At 56.7% G+C, this 20,795-nt stretch carries 14 protein-coding genes; 7 read left to right on the forward strand and 7 right to left on the reverse strand.

Going from position 1 to position 20,795, the window contains the following annotated elements; all coding sequences use genetic code 11:
* Nucleotides 1–3 precede the first annotated feature (3 nt).
* Nucleotides 4–2,448 (reverse strand): PSD1 and planctomycete cytochrome C domain-containing protein, encoded by a 2,445-nt coding sequence (locus tag Pla52nx_RS04340; RefSeq protein WP_146520055.1) that lies wholly within the window; start codon nt 2,446–2,448, stop codon nt 4–6.
* A gap of 479 nt (nt 2,449–2,927) precedes the next feature.
* Between Pla52nx_RS04340 and Pla52nx_RS04345 the strand changes: the two genes are divergently transcribed.
* Complete coding sequence (locus tag Pla52nx_RS04345) at nt 2,928–4,052, forward strand: XylR family transcriptional regulator (protein ID WP_231741974.1); 1,125 nt, start codon at nt 2,928–2,930, stop codon at nt 4,050–4,052.
* Nucleotides 4,053–4,064: 12 nt separating this feature from the next.
* On the opposite strand, the gene Pla52nx_RS04350 is transcribed toward Pla52nx_RS04345, so the two are convergent.
* Nucleotides 4,065–5,732, reverse strand: a complete 1,668-nt coding sequence (locus tag Pla52nx_RS04350) for a hypothetical protein (protein ID WP_146520053.1) — start codon at nt 5,730–5,732, stop codon at nt 4,065–4,067.
* A 58-nt stretch (nt 5,733–5,790) separates the two neighbouring features.
* On the reverse strand, nt 5,791–6,561 hold the full coding sequence (locus tag Pla52nx_RS04355) for an ABC transporter ATP-binding protein (protein ID WP_146520052.1): 771 nt from the start codon (nt 6,559–6,561) through the stop codon (nt 5,791–5,793).
* A 324-nt stretch (nt 6,562–6,885) separates the two neighbouring features.
* On the opposite strand from Pla52nx_RS04355, the gene Pla52nx_RS04360 reads away from it, so the two are divergent.
* The gene (locus Pla52nx_RS04360) at nt 6,886–8,142 is read left to right on the forward strand and encodes an MFS transporter (RefSeq protein ID WP_146520051.1); all 1,257 of its coding nucleotides are present in this window, start codon (nt 6,886–6,888) and stop codon (nt 8,140–8,142) included.
* Here Pla52nx_RS04360 and Pla52nx_RS04365 read toward each other — a convergent pair.
* Nucleotides 8,139–9,659: an ammonium transporter gene (locus Pla52nx_RS04365; RefSeq protein ID WP_146520472.1), complete on the reverse strand. Its 1,521-nt coding sequence runs from the start codon at nt 9,657–9,659 to the stop codon at nt 8,139–8,141. The genes Pla52nx_RS04360 and Pla52nx_RS04365 overlap by 4 nt on opposite strands.
* A gap of 516 nt (nt 9,660–10,175) precedes the next feature.
* On the opposite strand from Pla52nx_RS04365, the gene Pla52nx_RS04370 reads away from it, so the two are divergent.
* From Pla52nx_RS04370 to Pla52nx_RS04390, 5 genes are all read left to right on the forward strand, one after another.
* On the forward strand, nt 10,176–12,206 hold the full coding sequence (locus Pla52nx_RS04370; RefSeq protein WP_146520050.1) for a hypothetical protein: 2,031 nt from the start codon (nt 10,176–10,178) through the stop codon (nt 12,204–12,206).
* Nucleotides 12,207–12,441: 235 nt separating this feature from the next.
* The gene (locus tag Pla52nx_RS04375; RefSeq protein WP_146520049.1) at nt 12,442–12,906 is read left to right on the forward strand and encodes a hypothetical protein; all 465 of its coding nucleotides are present in this window, start codon (nt 12,442–12,444) and stop codon (nt 12,904–12,906) included.
* Entirely contained in the window at nt 12,903–13,343 is a 441-nt protein-coding gene (locus Pla52nx_RS04380) for a TadE/TadG family type IV pilus assembly protein (RefSeq protein ID WP_146520048.1), read from the forward strand. The genes Pla52nx_RS04375 and Pla52nx_RS04380 overlap by 4 nt, the downstream gene beginning before the upstream one ends.
* Nucleotides 13,344–13,357: 14 nt before the next feature.
* Entirely contained in the window at nt 13,358–14,422 is a 1,065-nt protein-coding gene (locus Pla52nx_RS04385; RefSeq protein WP_231741971.1) for a vWA domain-containing protein, read from the forward strand.
* Between the two features lie 24 nt (nt 14,423–14,446).
* Nucleotides 14,447–14,866, forward strand: coding sequence for a TadE/TadG family type IV pilus assembly protein (locus Pla52nx_RS04390; RefSeq protein WP_231741970.1), 420 nt, complete (start codon nt 14,447–14,449; stop codon nt 14,864–14,866).
* 6 nt (nt 14,867–14,872) lie between these two features.
* On the opposite strand, the gene Pla52nx_RS04395 is transcribed toward Pla52nx_RS04390, so the two are convergent.
* Genes Pla52nx_RS04395 through Pla52nx_RS04405 form a run of 3 tightly spaced genes read right to left on the reverse strand, consistent with a single transcriptional unit; the run spans nt 14,873 to nt 20,729 of the window.
* Nucleotides 14,873–16,477 carry a tetratricopeptide repeat protein gene (locus Pla52nx_RS04395; protein WP_146520047.1) on the reverse strand — a complete coding sequence of 535 codons (1,605 nt, stop codon included), beginning with the start codon at nt 16,475–16,477 and terminating at the stop codon, nt 14,873–14,875.
* Nucleotides 16,474–18,195, reverse strand: a complete 1,722-nt coding sequence (gene xrtU, locus Pla52nx_RS04400) for an exosortase U (RefSeq protein WP_146520046.1) — start codon at nt 18,193–18,195, stop codon at nt 16,474–16,476. Before xrtU ends, Pla52nx_RS04395 begins: the two co-directional genes overlap by 4 nt.
* A 32-nt stretch (nt 18,196–18,227) precedes the next feature.
* Nucleotides 18,228–20,729 (reverse strand): redoxin domain-containing protein, encoded by a 2,502-nt coding sequence (locus Pla52nx_RS04405; protein WP_197454579.1) that lies wholly within the window; start codon nt 20,727–20,729, stop codon nt 18,228–18,230.
* Nucleotides 20,730–20,795 lie beyond the last annotated feature (66 nt).

Genomic DNA, 20,795 nt, shown 5'->3' on the forward strand with positions numbered 1-20,795 from the left:
ATGTCAATCGACAAACAGAAATTCGTTCCAGTTCATCACGGAAACACAGTAGAGTTGGACCGCGCGCTGACGTGGCAGTTTGTAGTGGTTCTGCAAGCGATCGATCAGCTTTTGGCCTTCCGCGATTTCTTTCTCGGTCGCCTCGCGGGCGAGCACCCGACGGACCGTTCTGCGGACGACTTCCGCGTCTTCGCACTGCACCGCATCGATCACGTCGGCCAATCGACGGCCTTGCTCGTGTACATCATCGCTGTTGAGCAGCGAAAGTGCCTGCGCGGGCTGCAGCGTCATAAAGCGGGCTTCGCAAGTTGAGTCAGGATCGGGGAAATCGAACGCCGACATCAACGGCGTGATCAGTGAGCGTTTGACATGAATGTAGACACTCCGCCGATTCTGTTCTTCTTCACTGGAGTTGCCCCAACCCTCGCCGGGGCGTGACTGTCCCGCTAACACTTCTGCGGAAAGCGACGGATAGAAACTTGCCCCGTAGGTGGTTCGGTTCAGCGAACCGTTGACCGCCAGCATCGAATCGCGAACTTCCTCAGAACTCAGCCGACGAGGATCAAATCGCCAAAACAGATTGTTGTCTGGATCTGCCGCGGCGGCATGTTCGTTTTCTGATGTCGACGACAACTGATAGGCTTGACTGTTCATGATCAATCGGTGCATGGACTTGAGTTTCCACCCGTCGTCGATGAACCGCAGTGCGAGATAGTCCAGCAGATCGGGATGCGTCGGCGGTGTGCCGAGTTTCCCAAAGTTGTTCGAACTGCGAACGATTCCGCGACCGAAATGGAACTGCCAGATCCGATTGACTGCGACGCGGGCGGTCAGTCGGTTGTCATCGCTGGCGATCCAGTCGGCCAAGATTCGGCGACGTCCACTGGGTTGAGCAGCGTTCTTGGGTTCGGGGATCTCCGGTGCTGCTTGGCCATAGATCGACGGAAACGACGGTGTGACTTCGTCGGCGGGTGAACCGGGGTTTCCGCGGAAGAGCACAAACGTCGGCTTGTCGATGGGTCGATAGGCTGCCAAGCCCATGACACGCTCGCGCGGCGGAAGTTCCTTGGCGACTTTTTCGTTCTCCTGCAACCGCTTTTTCAGGTCTTGATATTGCGTCCACTGTTCATCGCTCAAGTGGTCTCGCAGTTTCTCTTTCAGCACGCGATTTCGTTCTCGCTTAGGACCTTCGGTCGCCCGTTGATCGGGTGCAGGCATCTTCACGATTCCCGCCTGTTCGATCTCCGTCATCGAACGCTCGATTTCCTGACGTTCCTTTTCGTTCTCCTCGTAACGACGATTCAGGTCAGGCGAGGAAACATCGATTTGATTGAACCCATGGGGATCACCGCGTCTGCCGTGAGGTGTCAGGTCCTCCAGGAACGACAGCATGCTGTAGTAGTCGGCCTGTGGGATCGGGTCGATCTTGTGATCGTGACAGCGCGCGCAGTTCATGGTCAAACCCAGGAACGCTTGGCCGGTCGTCATGATGATGTCGTCCAAGCCGTCGAAGCGAGCTTGTTCTGCATCCACCGGTTCATCGTCCCAGATTCCCAAACGGTAGAAACCCGTCGCGGTCAATGTTTCCGTCGTGACGTGATCCAGCTCATCGCCGGCGAGTTGCTCGCGGATGAATTGGTTGTACGGTTTGTCGTCGTTCAAGGAGCGAATCACATAGTCGCGATACTTCCACGCGTTTTCCTTCACGCCGTCGCGTTCAAACGAGTTGGTCTCCGCGTAGCGAACCAAGTCCAAGTAGTGACGCCCCCAGCGCTCACCGTAGTGGGGTGATTCCAACAACCGGTCGACCAACTTTGCGAACGCATCGGGAGAAGCGTCGTCAAGGAATTGTTGAACTTCCGCTTGAGTGGGCGGCAATCCCGTCAAGTCGAAATACGCCCGGCGAATCAGTTGCCGTTTCGATGCCTGCGGATTGGGCCGCAATTTTGCATCCGCCAAGCGATGGTAGATGAATGCATCGATGGGGTTTTCGCTCCAACGTTCGTCCGCTACCGCAGGCGGCTGCCGCTGCTGCATCGGGACAAACGACCAGTGGTCGCTCCACACGGCCCCTTCTTTGATCCATGCTTTCAGGATCTCGATCTCCTCGTCACTCAAAGCGTCGCCTTCGGGTGGCATTCGCTCAAACTCGTCCTGCGTTGTGATGCGAGCGATCAGCATGCTGGCGTCAATATCGCCTGGGACAATGGCATGCTCACCCGATTCCGTTTCTACCAGCGCCGCCTCTCGATCACTGAAACTCAAACCGGACTCTGCCGTGTCGGGTCCGTGGCATGCGGCACAGTGCTTTGCCAAAATCGGCTGAATCTGTTGCGAGAAATCAACTTCGGCACCGATGGCGCGGGGAGCACTCTGCGAGGTGGTTAGCCAGCAGGCCAAGACAAACGCAAGCAACGTGTGGTTAGGAAAGGTTCGAGTGTGGAGCATGCTCGGACGTTGTAGGCGAGGAACAGGATAGGCGGGGGGAGGCAGTCGCGGTCGGAGAGGCATTTGGCTGGGAATTTGGCTGGGCCAATGACCTGACATCCTGGGCGATATTGTGACTGTTGCGCCGGTTTTTACCGGAAATCTCCATTAGTTTAACCGGCATGAACGCCAAGGGATCACACCTTGTGCCCTATTGTGACACTAACCGCGACTGCAGCCAATGAGAAAGTGCGGTAAAGTATTGAGTTCTATTCCGCCGCCTCGGCGAAGCCACACTCACAAAAAACGCCGCAAATCAGCACATCCTGTGTTTTTTTGGCACGATTGGGCAATCCGCAGGCCGCTGTCTGGCTAAGATCTATTTCTGCCATCTACTGGCTTCTCATCGTTTCGCCACGTCACGAACCGTCAATTGAATCATGTCCGCGTTTCACCACCCCCGTTGCGATCCACGGCGAGATCGGCCACGGGTGCTATTGATGGTCGAAACCTCCATGGCCTTTGGGCGACGAGTTTTGGACGGAATCAGCCGCTACTTGGTCGAAAACCGACCGTGGTCTGTGCAGCTTGATCTGAGAGAACTCGTGATCTCTCCACCGGCTTGGCTCGAAACCTGGACCGGCGACGGCATCATCACACGTAGCACGACACCTGAGATGATCAGGATCATCGAAAAGCTGCAAGTGCCGACGGTGAACTTGACCGACATCTATGGAGACCAAGGCCTACCGTCGGTCTTGAACGATCATCACGAGATCGGTCGTGTCGCGGCTCAGCACTTGATCGACAAGGGTCTCTCCCGTTTCGCGTTCGCTGGGTTCAGCGACCACAATTGGTCCATGTTGAGATTGGCCGGTTTTCAAAACGAATTGCTGAGCATTGACCCAAGCGTATTGATCTATCAATCCAATTGGAATGATGCGAGGCAGTACGGTTGGGAAAGTGAGCAAGCAGAAATCATCGCTTGGCTAAAGTATCTTCCCAAGCCGATCGGAATCTTTGCCTGTAATGATTTTCGTGGCCGCCATTTGTTGGATGCCTGCCGACAAGCCGACATTTCGGTTCCCGACGAAGTCGCCGTGCTGGGAGTCGACAATGACCACGTGTTGTGCGATTTCTGTGATCCGCCTTTGTCCAGCGTGATTCCATCGGCCGAGCGGGTTGGTTTTGAGGCCGCTGCGATGCTAGATCAGTTGATGCGAGATGAGACGATCAGCAATGAACATGTCTTGATCGCGCCGCTGGGAGTGGCCGAGCGACCGTCCACCGAAGTCCTGGCGATCGATGATCCGGACGTGGTGGCATCGATCCAATTGATTCGCAGTGAAGCCTGCAACGGGCTGAACGTTTCCGATATCCTGAAAGCCGTGCCGATCGCTCGAAGTTCGCTGGAACGGCGTTTTCGAAAATTTCTCGGTCGTTCACCCCAAGCGGAAATTCGACGCGTGCAAATCAAGCGTGCGTCACAGTTGCTGCGCGAAACGGATCTCAATGTGACCCAAATCTCGACGTTGGCCGGGTTCAAACACGCGGAGTATTTCAGCGTGGTGTTCAAGCGAGAGTGTGGTGTGACGCCGGGTAGGTATCGCGATAGCAGTCACTAGACCATCAGTGCATCACTGGGGCGGCATGTCGCAAGACAAGTCGAAACGTCGCCAGCACCAAGCCGTCCCCATCACCAGCATCGCCGCCAGCGTCCAAGTCATGGCGATCGCGCCGATGGCATACACGGGCAACACGAACGCATCGGGCAACGCTTGTTTGCATATCGACATCCAAATCAACAAAGCCGCGACGCACAACGAGATCACCAAGACTTTTCCCAAGAACACGACGTTGGCGCGGATCACCATCACGATGCCTTGAGCGCGTTCATGGTGCGGATAGGTCAGGAACAACGCGTTCTCGGCGGCAAAGGTGCCAACGGCCAAAGCAGCCAACATGCCTGTCCAGACCACAACCTGCGAGACCCCGGGTCCGGTCACCACCGCCGCGATCGCAATCGTCACCCATTGAAAACACAACGTGATCAGCACCGGCAACGTGATTTGCCCGGCAACGGTCGAAAGCGGGCGAAGCGGCAAACCGCGTAGCAACAGCATCCGCCGCAAATCACGGCGAAAGTCGATTCGCAAGGCCGGCGGTGCCAGCAACATGGTACACATGGCGATCCCACCAATCACGTACGCCCATTGGTTTTGAACCCCACCAGTCATCAGCGGTGAGAGGCACAGCAGGGTCGGAACGATGAAACTGAACAGGATCGTCCCAGAGTATCGTCGCACGCTGATGGACTGTCTCCAAATCAATGCCGCCGAATCACGCACACGAGAGGGCATCCAACGCTGGACAGTGCTGATCCAACGGGTTGATACTTCGCTCCAACGCTCATCACCCTTGTGAGTGTTTGCCTTATGAGCATGTGCCGTGGTGGTGCTCCCATAGCAACCGCTCGCCAGTCGTGTTTGCTCATCCAGCAACTGCTGCCGTTGTGACCAGTCGTCAGCCGCAATCAACAGTTTGACGGCCAGCGGAATCGATCCGATCGCCAGCGTCAGCCAAGCGATGGACTGCAGGTTGATTTCGCTCGTCACGGTCAAGCTGGACGAGGCGTACCACGGCAGCGACAGCCACTGAACGGCATCGCAGGATGCCAAACGACCGATGGCTTGAAAGCTGTTCAGCACATAAACGCCCGGCGAAGAGCCCGCCGGGGTGACCAACGCCAGTTGGGCGATGATTTGCATGACTGCCGCAATCCCGACACCGCTCATTGCGACTCGCATGAGTCGTCGCTGGCGATCACTCAGCCCTTCGGACCAACGCTGCCATGTCAGTCGCAGGATTTCCAGCAACAGCAGCGAAACAAAGACACCGATCGCCAACATCAGCGGATAAGGAACATCGCTGGCCAACAGTACCACCAACAACAATGTCTTGATGATTGCTCCGATGAAAACGCCGTTGATGTAATAGACCGCCAAGGAAGAACGTTGGATCGGCGCACCACCGAGCCACAGCTTTTCGGCTTCGCTAAACTCCAAGTCCTCCAATCGACGTGACCATACACAACGAACGGCGTGGTACATCATGTACAGCACCATGCCGCCGGACAGCCATAGTCGCAGTCGCTCGGGATCGGCCGCTGCCCGCGACGACATGACAAACACGCCGTTGATCAGGTACAGAAAGAAGAACGCCAGTGCGATGGCGGTCGCCAGGATTCGACGTGGCGAACGGATGCGGTGTAGCAGGCGTTTGCTGCGGAACCGCGATCGAGCCATAGTCAGTTGTAGCAGTCGAACGTGGACTGTTGGTGAATCCCAAGAGAGATTGAACATTTCAGATGGTCGCCGGCACAGGACTGAGCGGTTGGTTTTGAGATGCCGTTTGCGTATCATCGCTCCGCGTGGCTGCAAAATAGGCTTGTTCCAGATTTCTCGCTTCCGGGTATCGATGACGAAGCTGTTCGACATCGCCGAAGTACTGCAGCATGCCACGTTGCATCACGATCAAGTGCGTGCAGACGTCTTCGATCATCGCTAACAGGTGACTGGAAAGAATCACCGTTGCCCCCGTTTTCGCCCGCTCGACAATCGATTCCAACAGGCAGCGGATGCCCGGTGGGTCCAAGCCGGTCATCGGTTCATCCAGCAGCAAGACTTGGGGGTCAAACAAGTACGCGCAGCAAATGGCGAGTTTCTGACGCATTCCGCGAGAGAGCGTCGTTGCCCCGGCATGAGTCTTGTCCGCCAGCTCGAAACGCTCCAGCAAATCGACAGACTTGCGTTGGTGGTTCTCCACGCCGTAGATCCTGCCGATGAACTCCATGTGTTGACCGACCGACAAGTCATCGAACAATGGCGGATCGTCAGGCACATAAGCGAGCCTTCGTTTCAACTCGATCAAATCGGTTTGCACGCGGCAACCCGCGACGGTGAGGTCTCCGGCCGTTGCCGGAATCAGACCTGCCAAGCACCGAAGCGTGGTCGTTTTGCCCGCTCCATTTGGCCCCACTAGGCCACCGATTTGACCGGGTTGGAGCGAAAACGAAACATTGTTGACGGCGAGGTGACTCTCATAGAGCTTCTGCAGTCCATGACACTGGATCATAAAAACGAGTGGGGTTGGTTGCGGCTGTTCGCCTTGCGGGGGGGCGGCGTTTGACGTGTTTTGATGCCGAGATGATGCTCACAGGGAACGGTACGTCACCATTGCCGTCTCGGCGTGAGATTTCGGGTTATGTCGAATTTGACGGGTTTCTAAACTGGTCGTTGAGCCGAACCATCGACTGCCCCTGTGATTCCTTTCCAACGCTGAGACCTTCCCATCACGCCCCTCAAGACGTCCGCTGAATCGAGCCTTACCGAGGGGGATGGCCTGTCGACGAACCCGTGTTCGCCACCCTCTGTATCACCTGGGCTTCCATCGCCGACAATAACGTCGCCAGACCCGGCGTCACCGTCGCCAGACCCATCGTCACCGTCGCCAGACCCGGCGTCACCTTGGGCTCCCTTGCGAAACCCGGTCTACCGATTGTTCTGGATCGCGTCACTGGTGTCGAACATCGGCACTTGGATGCATGAGATCGGGGCGGGTTGGTTGATGGCTGAGCTCAACGATTCTCCTCAAATGGTCTCTGCAGTCCGCACGGCGATGGCCACGCCGATCGTTTTGCTGGCGATTCCCGCAGGCGTTCTGGCAGATCGAATCAACCGTCGGCATCTGTTGCTGTTGACGCAATCGTTGATGCTCTGCTCAACCGCACTGTTGGCCGTGCTCACTTTCAGCGGTGTGATACGCGAGTGGTCGCTGCTGACCCTGACGTTCATGACCGGGCTGGGGATGACGCTGCACGTTCCAACCTGGCAGGCTTCCATCCCGGAATTGGTGCCACGCAAACAGCTCTCGCGAGCGATTGCATTGGGGAGTATCAGTTTCAACTTGGCCCGTGCCGTGGGTCCAGCGATCGCCGGATCCCTGATCGCATTGCTGGGTGTGTGGGTTGCGTTCTCGATCAATGCGGCTTCCTTTGCGGGTGTCATCGCCGTGTTGTTGATTTGGAAACGCAATCGATCGGAGTCGACACGGGGGCTTTCATTCGGCCGATCACTTTATCAAGGCCTGCGTTACGTGTATCGCAAGCGAGCGATCCGGCACGCTTTGATCAGTGTGCTGTTGTTCGTCGTTCCCGCCAGCGCGTTGTGGTCGCTGTTGCCGCTCGTTGCCAAGACGCAGTTGGAATGGGGGCCGACCGGCTTCGGGGTGCTGGTCGGAATGATCGGGGTCGGCGCGGTGCTCGCTGCTCGTGTGTTGCCGAGGATTCAATCGCGATTCGGAAATGATCGCACCGCGTTGGCGGCGATGCTGGGTTTCGCATTGGGATTATTTTCTCTCGCATCGACAAATCATCCCGTCGTCGTCGCCTTCGCGACCGTGATCATGGGTGGCAGTTGGATGACGGTCCTGACCACGCTCAACACCACCGTGCAGGTGCACCTGCCGGGCCGAATGCGGGCGCGTGGAATGAGTTGTTATCTGACAGCGATTGCGATCTCGATGTCGCTGGGCTCGATGACTTGGGGGACGATTGCGGAACATCTGGACGTGACGGGCGCACAAAAAATCGCGGCCGCAACGATTGTTGTTACGGCCGCGATTCGTACGAGGTTTCGACTCGGTGCCTGGCACTAGCTGAGCATGTAGCCTTCTTCACCGTGGTCGGTGATGTCCAGACCACGCTGCTCTTGCTCGACGGGGACTCGCAATCCGATGACGGCGTCGACGAGTTTCAACAGAATCAAACTGCCCAGGCCGGCGAAGGCAAAGGTCGCCAGAACCGCAACGATTTGCCCGATCAACAAGCTCGGGCTCCCCGACTCGATCAAACCGATCTTTTCGCCTTTCTCCGTAACATCCCAACAAGCCCGGGTTGCGAAGACGCCTGTCAGGATTGCGCCCAGGGTTCCGCCCACACCGTGGACTCCGAACGCGTCGAGTGCGTCGTCGTACTTCAGAGAGTGCTTGAGCTTGCTGCAAGCCCAATAGCAAAGAATGCCAGCCAACGCGCCCATGACCAATGCGGGCATCGGTTGCACGAATCCGGCAGCCGGTGTGATGCACACCAGTCCGGCGACCGCACCACTGCTGGCCCCCAGAACCGTGGGCTTGCCCAGCACGATCCACTCGGTCATCGCCCAAGCCAATGCTCCCGCGGCGGCAGAGAAGTGCGTGGTCGCAAAGGCGCTGGAGGTAATGCCATCGGACATCAGTTCGCTACCCGCATTGAAACCGAACCATCCCACCCACAGCATGGCGGCGCCCAGGGCGGTGTAGGTCAAGTTGTGCGGCTGCATCGGCTCGCTGAGGTAGCCGATTCGTGGCCCGATCAAGATGGCGGCGATCAATGCAGAGATACCGCTACTGATGTGAACCACCGTGCCGCCGGCAAAGTCCAACGCGCCTCCCATGATTCCGCTATCGCCATAGGCCAACGGTCCGCTGTCCCAAACCCAGTGACACAGCGGGCAGTAAATCAGAGTGCCCCACAGGATGGAATACAGAACCATGGCGCTGAATTTCATCCGCTCGGCAAACGCTCCGCAGATCAGAGCGGGGGTAATGATAAAGAACATGCCTTGGAACAGCATGTGTGTCAGACGTGGAATGTCGCCTTCCATCGGAGTGACCGGCTCACCAAGCGTCTCGTCAAACACTCGCTGAACGTTGTTCATGAACAAGTAGTCCGTGTTGCCGATCCAACCGCCGCTGCCACCGAACGCGAGCGAGTAGCCGTAGATGGACCAGAGGACCGTCATCAGTCCCATCAGGAACATGCACTGCATCATCACGCTCAACACGTTCTTGCGACGCACCAAGCCGCCGTAGAACATCGCCAAGCCGGGGGCCGTCATGAACAGCACCAACGCACAGCAAACGAGCATCCACCCATTGTGAGCAGCAAGAGGCGAACCGCTGATTTCGCCGTCCGTCATCAAGACGTCCGGTTCTGCTTCTTCTGTGGCTGGCTCATCCTGAGCAGGGGGAGCGTCTGTTGCGGCAGAGTCAGTTCCAGCAGGCCCGGCATCGTCAGCTTGGGGTGACGAATCAACTGTCTCGGCGGCGACTTCTTGATCTGCGTCCTGCGCGATAATGGTGTTCGGGCACACGACGGCGGTTAGCCCCAGTACCACTGCGAACAACCAGATCATTCGAATCTGACTCACAATATTCACCTCTTTCCAATAAAATTCGTTTACAACCTTGGCAGTAGGAATGCGTACATGATCGGACTTGAGCTGCGAAATCGACCGCCTTTTGACGCGTTGATCGTTGGATCAAAACGCCAAATCAATACCACAGAGTCAGAGCTTGTTGGCGGCTGGGGAAAACGCCGCTCGCATTAACGGTGCCAAGAGGATAGGCATAGACAGCAGTTGGTGGTAGCACTGCATGGTCAGAAGTTTTGCAGCGGCTCTGCATTGAGGGAAGCGAGTGTCTTGAAGCATATGTCCTTAACGCACATGCCGGCGCATAAAGAAACGCAGGTGCCGAATAAACACCTGCGTCTCTAAAAATAACAGTCGATTCAAATCCAACAATTGATAAGGTTCAGCAGCCGAAGGGAACTTCACGAATCCCATGAAGCGGTAGAATGAGAATGATCTCCGATTGTTGAGTAGGTTAAATTCTAGCGAATGTTTTCATTGCAGGGAAGAGGGAATTGAGTGAATCCGACCGACGATTTTGAAAATTCCTCTGCGGGAGCTTCAGGGGTTCCTGAGCTGCTGAGAGTCAGCGACCGAATCGCGATTTTGCCCGTGATTTACGGGAGCGGACAGTTCGCGCACACCGTGCGTCGCTGGCTGTTGGAGTACGATTTCGACTGCGTGGCGGTGCCGCTGCCGGCCTCGTTCCAGGCACCCGTGGAAGCCGCCATTGTCGATCTGCCGCGGCCGTCGATCGTCATTCAACCCGCCCTGAAGTCGTTCGACGCGTACGACCCGTCGTCCGATCCGGCGCCTTGGACGCCCACTCCGTGGGGCCAGGACGAGGAGGAGGAACCGTCGGCCGAGGAGGACAGCGAGGGCGGCGACGAACTGCCCCTGAGCTATGTCCCGGTGGACCCCTGCCAGCCGGTGATCATGGCGATTCGGGCGGCAATGGGAGAGCACATTCGGCGCGAGTACATCGATTTGGAGACGGACCCGTTCCGCCCCTTTTCGACCGTGATGCCAGACCCCTTCGCGGTTCGTCAAGTTTCCCCCGAAAAATTTGCTGCTGCGATCCTGCCCAGCTTGTCTCGTCCGCCCGACCAGCAGACACGACAGCGTATCGTTTACATGGCTTCGCAATTGTCCGATTTGGAACGTCGATACAAAAAAATCCTGCTCGTCACCAGCGTGCTGGAATGGCCGTGGATTCGAGAAGCCTACAACGACATGTTCGCTTCGGAACGAAATGATCAAAGCGAATCGAGTGACCAAGTCAACTTGCCCGAACACGATCTGGTGGAAACTCCCCAACGATACGAGATCGAGCCTCGCAGCGTGATGTTCCTATTTGGTGAACTGCCGTTCATCACCGGCCTCTATGAAAGAGCGCGTCGCCAGCTCGAAGTTGACGATGATGTACAAATCGACGGTGTCAAAGAATTATTGATCGCCGCCCGTGTGTCGTACAAAGAGGAATTGAAACAGTTCGCGCGTCGAATCACACCACTGCATCTGTCAAAGTGCTTGCAGTACATACGCAATCTTTCGTTGATCGATCGGCGGATGACACCCGACCTGATCACCATTGTCACCGCAGCTCAACAAATCATGGGCGACCAGTACGCGTTGCACGTGGCTCAACTGGCGAACCAGTATCCGTATTTTGAGTCGCAATCCGGAAGCGGCCTGTCCGTTGTCCGACTCGGGATCGACCAAGCCCGCTTGCCGGATGGCGAAGTCGTCTCGTTGGTCAGTCGCTTGCCCGGCCCCCCGATCACTTGGCGAACGCTGCAATTGAAACGTCGCCCCTCGGATCCAGAGAAAAGTCGCTGGCAGTATCGCTGGAATCCGTTCACCCATTGCAGCTATCCACCGGAAGACCAACGCATCGAGAATTTTCGCACACGTGTCTTTGACCGCGCCAAAGCGATCATGGGCAATGACTTGGCACGCACTGAAAAGTTCACCACCAGTGTCAAGGATGGAATCGATATTCGCGACACGCTGAGACACTGGTACGAACGCCAGATCTACGTCAAAGTCATCCCGCCCAGCCGCGGCACCCTGGACGCTTGCGTGATGCTGTTCGATTCACCGGCCGATCCACGTAAGTATTCATGGCGTACGACTTGGTTTGCCGAGCACAAGGAGGAATCGACCCTGGCGTTCTTTGCCACTCCGTTCGCCGATCAGCTTGTGGGACCGGGGATCGGGCTGAGCCATTACGGCGGGGCGATGTTCTTGTTTCCGCCGATCGCCATTCGCGACATTTGGAATGACGCCCGCTTGGATTACACGGAGACGCTTGAGGAACGTCTCATTGCGGCAGCTTGTTTGCACTCTCGTGGTCGGCAGATCGCGCTGCTGAGCCATTTGCCCCCCGGCAACGGATGGCGACGTCTCGCCCGTCGACACAAGAAGCAGTTGATTCACGTTCCACTCAGTTCCTTTAGCGACGAGCAAGTCCAGCAGTTGAGGATGGTTCATGTGCTCAACGGGCACGAGGTGCGATCCTATGCGGAAGAATTCATTCGCCGCGTCTGACGGTTCGCTTTCTAACGGTCACGACGATCACGACATCTCAAGGTCGTGATTGATCACGATTTTGTTTCCACGCCGAACGTGACTCTTTTCTGTGTCCTAGGCTCGCAGTGGAGCGGATCGAGGTCTCCAAGATAGGGGCCTGATGATCCGACCGTCCCAGTACCAATGAGATGGGCACCAATAAAACGGTCCGCTGGGATGGTTCAATCAAACACACACTGCAAGCATCGCTCACATGGCATCGATAACTACCAAACGCACCAAGAATCTGGTCGACGCAGAAGTTCAAGGCAGCTTGCTGCGACGCGTCGCTCTTCACTGGGGCGTCTTCTTCGCCTGCAACGCGGTTGCACTGCTGATCTGGATGCGACTTTTTGAGCAACCCGATGCGAGTTGGGGTGACACGTTTGGCGACACGATGCGGCGATTCTTGCCATTCTTGATCATCACCACTGCATTGATTCCCGCTTTCGTGTGGGACACGCTGAAACTCAGCAATCGATTTGCCGGCCCCATGCTACGACTCCGAGCCGCATTGGCTGACATCAAAGAGGGCCGTGCGGTGAAACCGCTCACTTTTCGCGGCAGCGATTTTTGGCAAGAGATTGCGACGAACTTCAACCTTGCCATGAAGTTGGACGATCGCTCTGGCGACACGGATGCCAATGCCGACCAATCCGCCGATGAGGCCGGACAATGAGCCGACGCGATAAGTCATCACATCCGTTCAGCCGACGTACGTCGCGGCGGCGTGGGAGCCACCGAAGAGGCGTTGCCGCGGTCGAGTTCGCCGTTTGCCTGCCCGTCATTGTTTTGTTGGTCTTTGGGTCGATCGAAGCATCCAGTTTCATCTTCCTGAAGCAATCACTCAGCGTCGCTGCCTACGAAGGCGTCCGCGAAGCCGTTCGCGAGAAAGCAACCGACGCGACGGCATTGGAACGTGCCGAAAACGTCTTGACGTCTCGCGATGTGGATGGGTTTCAGGTCACGTTTCCCAATGGAAACATTGCCTCTGCTCAGCGCGGTGATCGAATCGTCTGTCAAGTCACCGCCCCCACACAGCCCAACAGTCCGTTGGCCGGCCAATTCGTAACGAATCGAGTTTTGACCGCCCGAGTCGTGATGGTCAAAGAATGATGGACTCCAAAAACATGTTTCAGTCAACCGATACGGTTCCTGCAAAGCAGTGTCGCCTGCGGAAAAATCAACACGCCCGTTCACGACGTGGTGCGATGTTGATTGTGATCCTCGTCCTGCTGGTCGGATTTCTGGCAACCGTCGCATTCTCCGTCGACGTGGCGCAAATGCATTTGGCACGCACCGAACTACGCTCGGCGACCGATGCAGCCGCCAAAGCAGCGGCGATTGAGTTGTCACGAACCTTCGATGTCAACGAAGCGATTCGTCTGGGCACCGAAATCGCTGCCGAAAACACGGTCAACGGCGACCCATTGCTGCTCGCCGGTGGCGACTTTTCATTTGGACGTAGCGAAGCGGATCGCAACGGCCGGTTTGTTTTTTCCGCTGGCGTTACTCCGAACAACACCGTGCGAGTCAACGGACGGCGAACTGCGGGCTCCCCATCAGGCCCGATTCCGTTGTTGTTTGGCAACGTGATGGGGTTCAGCGAGTTCGAACCGGAAGCCATCGCTGCGGCAACTTACATCGAACGCGACGTCGTATTGGTGATCGACCGCAGCGGCTCGATGGCCGGACGAAAATACCTGGACCTGATCGGGGCCCTGCAGATCTTTGCCGATGCATTGAATCAAACGCCGGTCGAAGAACGCGTCGGTTTGGCTTCGTACAGCAATCGAGGCAGTCAAGATGTTCAACTGACCACGGACCTATCCCAGATCGCCAACGCACTGTTGCGTCTGATACCGGCAGGCACGACGAGCATCTCGCGAGGGATGAGCGAGGGCAAAGCGATCATGGATCGAAGCCGAAATGCCGACTTCGTCGAACGAACGATGATTGTCATGACCGACGGACTGCACAACACCGGCCCTGAACCGCGGGGAGTTGCCACGCAATTGGCCAATGACCGGGTCACGATTCACACCATCACCTTCGGTGCCGATGCAGACCAAAGACGCATGCGGGAGATCGCACAAATCGGCGGCGGAAAGCATTTCCATGCGTTGTCCGCGGCAGAACTTCGGGCCGCCTACCGAGAAATCGCCCTGACTCTCAGTACGGTCATCACCGAGTAAACATCGAAACACGGCATAACGATCATGCACCGAATCCCCATGACACCGACACAGCGATCTCGAAGAAATCGATCAGGAACCACGATGGTGGAATTCGCGATCGTCGCGCCACTGCTGTTCTTGTTCTTTTTTGCCGCATTCGAATTCTGCCGCGTCGCCATGATCCGACACACCGTGGACAATGCCGTCTACGAAGGCTGTCGTGTCGCGATCATCCCTGGTGGTTCCGCCGCAGACGCGCGGCAAAAATCGCAACAGATCCTCGCCACGCTGGGACTGAGTCGAGCCGACATCACCGTCACGCCGGCAACGATCACGCGGGACACGGCAGACATCACGGTGCGGATATCGGTGTCGCTGGATGACAACTCATTCGTGCCCAATCAGTTCGTTGCTGGAAAATCGATCGTTCGCGAATTGACCATGCAACGCGAAGGCGTTTGATTGGTTTCAGTTGCCTGCCCCGCCACTCTGCAAGCGGCGAATCTTTTCGGCTTCCTCACGGTGCAACGCCGCCAGGTCGGCATCATTGATTTCTTCGTACGCAGTGGACAAAGCTTCGTGCGCCGCGGCGCGGCCCCGGACGCCATACTTTAACACAATCTCGTAGTCCGCGATCGCGTCTGTCCACTTCTGCAGCTTCAATTGGATCCCGCCCCTCGTGTCGTAAAACGCCGGAACGGTGTTGTTGATTTCGATGGCCCGAGTGATCAACGCGAGTGCTTTGTCTAGATCAGGCTGGTCCCCATGAGCCTGCGTGAACGCCAAGTTATTGAGAATAACGGGAGTGTCCGGGCTGAGTTTGTCCGCGGTTTCAAACTGCTTAAGCGCTTCCGATGAATTGCCCGCCTGCATTTCGACGATCCCCAGAGCGAAGTGAACGATGGATGTTCCCTCGCCCTCCTGAACCATGCTTGTCATCAAGGCGTGCGCCTGTCGTGCGATCTCCCCGCCGACTCCTGCGATAGCGCCGAGTTTGGCCAGGAAGCGAGGGTCGTTCTTGTTGACCTTGATCGCGGTTTGCAGCAAGTTCAGTCGTCGTCGGAGTTGATCTTCGTCGAGCTCACCCGTGCCTTTGCGGACAATTGGAAAGGTCTCCGACCAGCGAAACAACGCTTCGGCCAGCAATGACCGGAACTCTGGATCCGACGGGACCTGATCGCCATTCATCAGCGTCGCGGCCGCTTCTTTGTACTGATCGTTCAACATCAGACAGAACCCGAGATTGAATCGATTCTGCTCGCGTTGTGTGTCAGTGAGCGTATCCAGTTGCAATTGCGTTCGGTGATAGGCGACGCCACGTTCTGCATGCCGCTTTGATTCCTCCGTTCGTTTCGCGGCAGAGAGTGCCCTGGCCAGTGTGACACGATGCTTATCGTTCAGTTCGACGAGCCGCTGCAACAACTTGACAGCAGCTTCTCCATTTCGTTGATCCAGGCGGATCATTGCCAGACGCTCCAAGGCAAGCTCGTTGTCCGGTTCCTCGACCAGGAGCTGCGCGCAGTGTTGCTCCATGAGCAAGAAAAGTCTCATTCGGGCCTCGAGCTGCAATTCGCTGGGCGACTCGATCGCCGCGCTGGCGACAAGCTCGGTTTGCAATGCGTTGATCAGCCATAGACGAGCGGGCGGGTGGCCCTTTTGATCCAGCGGGGCAAGTTTTCGCATGATCTCCACCGCCGCCGCTGGTTCGTTGGCAGAGTAGAGCAGGACCGCTTGGTCATACTGATCATCCGGTGTTCCCGCAGTGATCCGTTTTGCTTTTTTCAAATACAGGTTTGCGATGGCATCTTTGCCGTTGTTGCGAGCCGCGACGGCATTGGCCAGCAGCTCCTTGGAAGTCATCGTTTCGCCCGACGATCTCCACGAATAGATAACGCATCCCAGCAGCATAAAAATGGCGAGCAACGCGGGAATACCGCTGAGCAACTGGCTGAATCGACGGGTGGAAAACCAGTACGAAATCAATGTACCGGGCACCAAACGCTTCAGCGGCCCAAGCAATTGATAGATCCGCCATGCCGCTCGTGTCAGTGGATTGGGGCCTTCATTGCTCATGGCGACGCATCCTCCGTCGGACCGGATTGCGATGTGGCGGCGTTGTTCGTCCCGGCAGGAGGGAGACCGGATTGTCCGGCCAGTCGGTCGGTGACGATGCCATGCAAATGTTCGAACAACTTCGTCGCGTCCTCCGCTTCACGGTCCAAGAACTCGCCATCCTTGGTCACCCACAATTGAATCTGAAACAGCGTTCGATCGTTCTCCATGCGCTGCCGCAGTTTCCCTAGCGGCCCCAGTGCTTCCGGCGGTGATATCGACACCCCGTCTTTTTCGGTCAAGCAAAATCGCAGCAGACCGCGAGAGACCGTTCCTTTGTAGAAATTGCTCGACAGATAGGGATCTTGTTCGGTCGCCGTCTGGGCAACTTGCGAAACCCCGTCCTGCTGCCAGCCGATCTTTTGGTAGCAGTCACACAGGTCGTGCCATTGCGGAAATGCGAAGTCGACGGCAAAGGTCGCGACGAGTGAATCCTTTCGATAGACCCAAACGCGAGACTGTTGCGCAAAGAGTCGCTCGACATGCTCATCGCGAAACTCGGTCCGTTTCCAACCGCCGACTTCTGTCGGCAAAAGATTTTCATTCAACAGTCGGTCAACATCGTCGATCGATCCGGTGAATGCGATTTCCTGGCCGGTTCGCAACCGATTCAAACCCATCGCTAGGCCCGTCATTCCGATCAACAGAAACAAGATTGAAAAGACACGCGTCGGAGTTCCAAACTTGCCGGGATGTGTCGGCATGTGGAGCGTCTCATCCTCCAGAAAAACGGGTTCAGGGCTGCCCCATTCCACGACCTGGATCCAACGCAGCACCGTCTCGGACAACGAACCGCGGTCGAATTTTTCGGCATCGCCTGGCTCCATCAAGAAACAGAGCAACTGATCCGAACTGACAACCAGTATCACGGCGCCTGTGAACACGACCAAGCCGAGCGCCGTGTGAGGCCAACCGGCAGCCATGTCGATGCCGTAGCGTTCCGAGAACACACCGATCGATACGATTCGAACAATGTTCATCACGGATGCCCACAGTAAACCGCTGGCAACGAGCAAGATCATATGCAGCAGGGAGCGATTGGCCAGCACCGCCATCAACAGGCAAGTTGCCAGGATCGCCATCATGGACACGATCCCACTACAGGCTTCCTCGACAAACAATCGCTGGCTGGGCAATTGGATCGTCGTTCCTTCGACAATGTTAGGAATATAAACCGCTTGCAGAATCGAGGCGCTGGTCGTCGTGGTCCACTGCTGCAGCGACTGTGACAGGCGTTGCTCGTATCCTCCCGGCACCGGGATCAGCAGCCAAAGGATCAACCACAGTCCAAACGCGTTGTGGATTTGAAAACGTTCACGTAGCGACAGCAAAATTCCGCCGACGGAGATCACAAATCCCACTGCGGCAACCCACGGCGAGAAGACAAATGTCCCGAAACCAAACAACCCCAATGCGATGATCCAGCACAAGAACGCACCTTGACGTCGAATCGGCCCCATCTTGCCCGCCGGGATGGGTTCCAGCCGGTTGAAGACCAGGATGCCGAACGCCAGCAGTACCATCGGAAAATGCTGATACTGCTCGCGGCTGAACAAGTTGATCAGGTGAACGATCAACAGGGGCAGGTGCGCCAACGCGATCAGCAACGGCCATCGATAATCGAGCCATAACGTCTCTGTGGGACGCGTGGTGACTGATGGCTCGGTGGGTTGGTTCATGTCTTTGTACAGCGCGCAACGCCGATGATGGATCAGCGTTGGGGATCGAGGTTCAACAATCTCTTGGACTCATTGAGCAAGAAATCGACATCGGTAAAGGGTTCGTAGCTGATGTCTTGCCAGCGGACTCGGTTTTGTGCATCAATCAAGAAGGTTCCGTGCAGTGGCTGGTCTTCGAAGTCATCCCAGCAACGAAAGCTCTTGAAAACCTCTGCCGACGGGTCTGCCATCAGTGGGATCGGCAACGGCTTGTCAAAATTGGTGATCCCCGTCGCCAGTTCCGCAGCTCCCTCCGTGCTAATCGCAATGATTTCAATCCCAAGGTCAGCGAATTTTTCAAACTCGGGGGCAAAAGCGTGAAGTTGTTCGATGCAGTGCAAACAACCGAAACCAAGGTAAAAGATTACGATTCGCGGACGACCACGATATTGTTCATCGGTTACTTTTTGATCATCCGACGACAGAGCCTGCCATCGTGGGGATTGATAGGGCTGCCATGAAATCGGCCCCAGATCACCCAATGGCGGACGACTGCCCAGGTCTTCGGCAGGCGAGGCTTTCTTTCGCCAGTCGCCTTTGATGTCAGCGTCCTCGGCGACTTCACCTAGGCGGGCCAGCATCGGCGTGCCGATGTCCGCGACCGATGCGACGGACCGCAGCTTCTCAAACTGTTTTTTCGCTTCGTCTCGATCGCCGTTGAGCCACAGCAAATGGACCAACACGGCGAGCGGTCGGACTTGGTTCGTGCCTTCTTTCACAGCCTGCTGAGCCAAGCGAATTGCCCCGCCGGCGTCTCCCGCCATCGCCGTCCATTCGGCCTGCGTCGTCAAGTCCACCCCTGCCGACTTGAGATGCTCCGCCAGCTTGCCTTTGTCCTTGCGAACCGCTGCAGCGGCGGCGGCGACGCAGGCGATCGATTTCTGCAAAGATTTCAAACGACTTTGCAACGCGTCACGTGTGGGTGCCGGTTCGGCATCTTCATCGGCATCGTCACCGGCAGCCTCCGCGTCCAAATCGTTTGAGATCGGAGGTGCATCGGCCAAGTCCAACAGTTGTGTTTGGACGGCCAGTCGTCGTCGCTGAAGTGACCGAAGGGTTCTACCCGCGTGCTCGTTGTCGCCCGTCATGAATCTCGCGACTGCCAGATGACACAACCATTGATCTTGCTGCGCAGCGTCATCACTGGGCGTCAAGAATGGACCGCCGGTCTCGTCAATCATTGCTTGCCAGAGACCATATTGAAACAGCGTTTGTTGCAACCTCTCGCGGCCGTATCGTTGGCTGCCTTTCTTGTCCAGCGAATTGTATTTCGGATGCATCGGCAACGAAATTAAATCACGGGAGATCTCCAGGGCTTCGTCCACGCGACCGAGAAACTGCAGATTGCGAACCAGCCATTCATTATTGTGAGCAAAGTTGTGGATCTGGTCGGGCATCAGGCGGGCACGATTCATGTGCTCGTGATCCACCCTCGCTGATGCTTCCTGTTGCCACGCTGCATCTTCGTATCGTTTGAGTTTGGAATAGATGTGACCGGGCATGTGCCACATGTGAGCGATCGCAGGTGCCGACGGGCCGCACTGTGCCGCTGAATGCAATGCGTTTTCCGGGCGTCTGCCGTCCCACAGGTGGATCCGATAGTGGTGCGCCGGATGCATGGGATTCTTGGCAAAGACTTCACCAAGCAAAGCATCCACGGCGTAGTGGCTGGAGATCTTCAGCCCGTTGCGTTCGCTTTGCCAAAGATGCAAGGCAATGAACGCTTTGGCCTCGATGTCATCGGGATGCGAGTCCAAGATTCTTTCCATGTCGTTGGCGTAGCGCGCGGCGCGAGACTTCTTGGCTTCACGTTGCTCCTCCTGTTTCTTCTTGTTGGCTTCCTGCTGCTTCTTGCTCAGTCGCTCTGCCGTGCTCTTGTTCGCCTCGGACTCGGCTTTCGCATCGTCGATCATTTTTTGTGACGGCAAGAATCTTTCCAGTGCGTCGATATAGAGCTGTTCGTGTTTGCCTGCGTTCTTGCGAAGCTTCTTGGCTTCGTCGATCAACCCTCGCGCTCGCGCGTCGTTGTTGGCATTGGCCATCGCCATTCCCCAGTAGGCGATGGCAAGCTTGGGGTCTTCTTTCACGGCTTGGCGAAAGGAGCGTTCGGCTTCGAGAAACCAGAAACCGTGAAGCTGGGCGAGGCCCTGCAGAAAGAAAGCTCGCGCAGACTCCGACTTGGTCGACGTTGGAAACTCCAGCGTGGGCAGACCGTCGATCAACACTGCTGATTGACGCGGCCCTTCATTGAAAGCTTCGCCGTGGTAACTGTGTCCGGCCGAAACGCTCTCCGCAGAAACGCTCTCCGCAGAGTCAGAGGTTTGACCGTGGAGAGTGGCTGGCGAGCCAAGCCAAAAGGCACACATCAGGCAGGACGCGATTGTGAATCCGATCGCCGACCGCCAACGGGGCCACGTGCTGTTTCGCAGCGGAATTTGTTGCAGCGGGACAAGAGAGTGTGGGGCAGGCAGAACTTTGCGTAGGAGAGGAATCATCGGCGGGCGTTTGGGGTGGGCGGTGGGCGAGAGATCGAGAGCATCAACCACATCGTGGCCGTAGTG

It is taken from the genome of Stieleria varia, from assembly GCF_038443385.1.
Lineage (GTDB): Bacteria > Planctomycetota > Planctomycetia > Pirellulales > Pirellulaceae > Stieleria > Stieleria varia.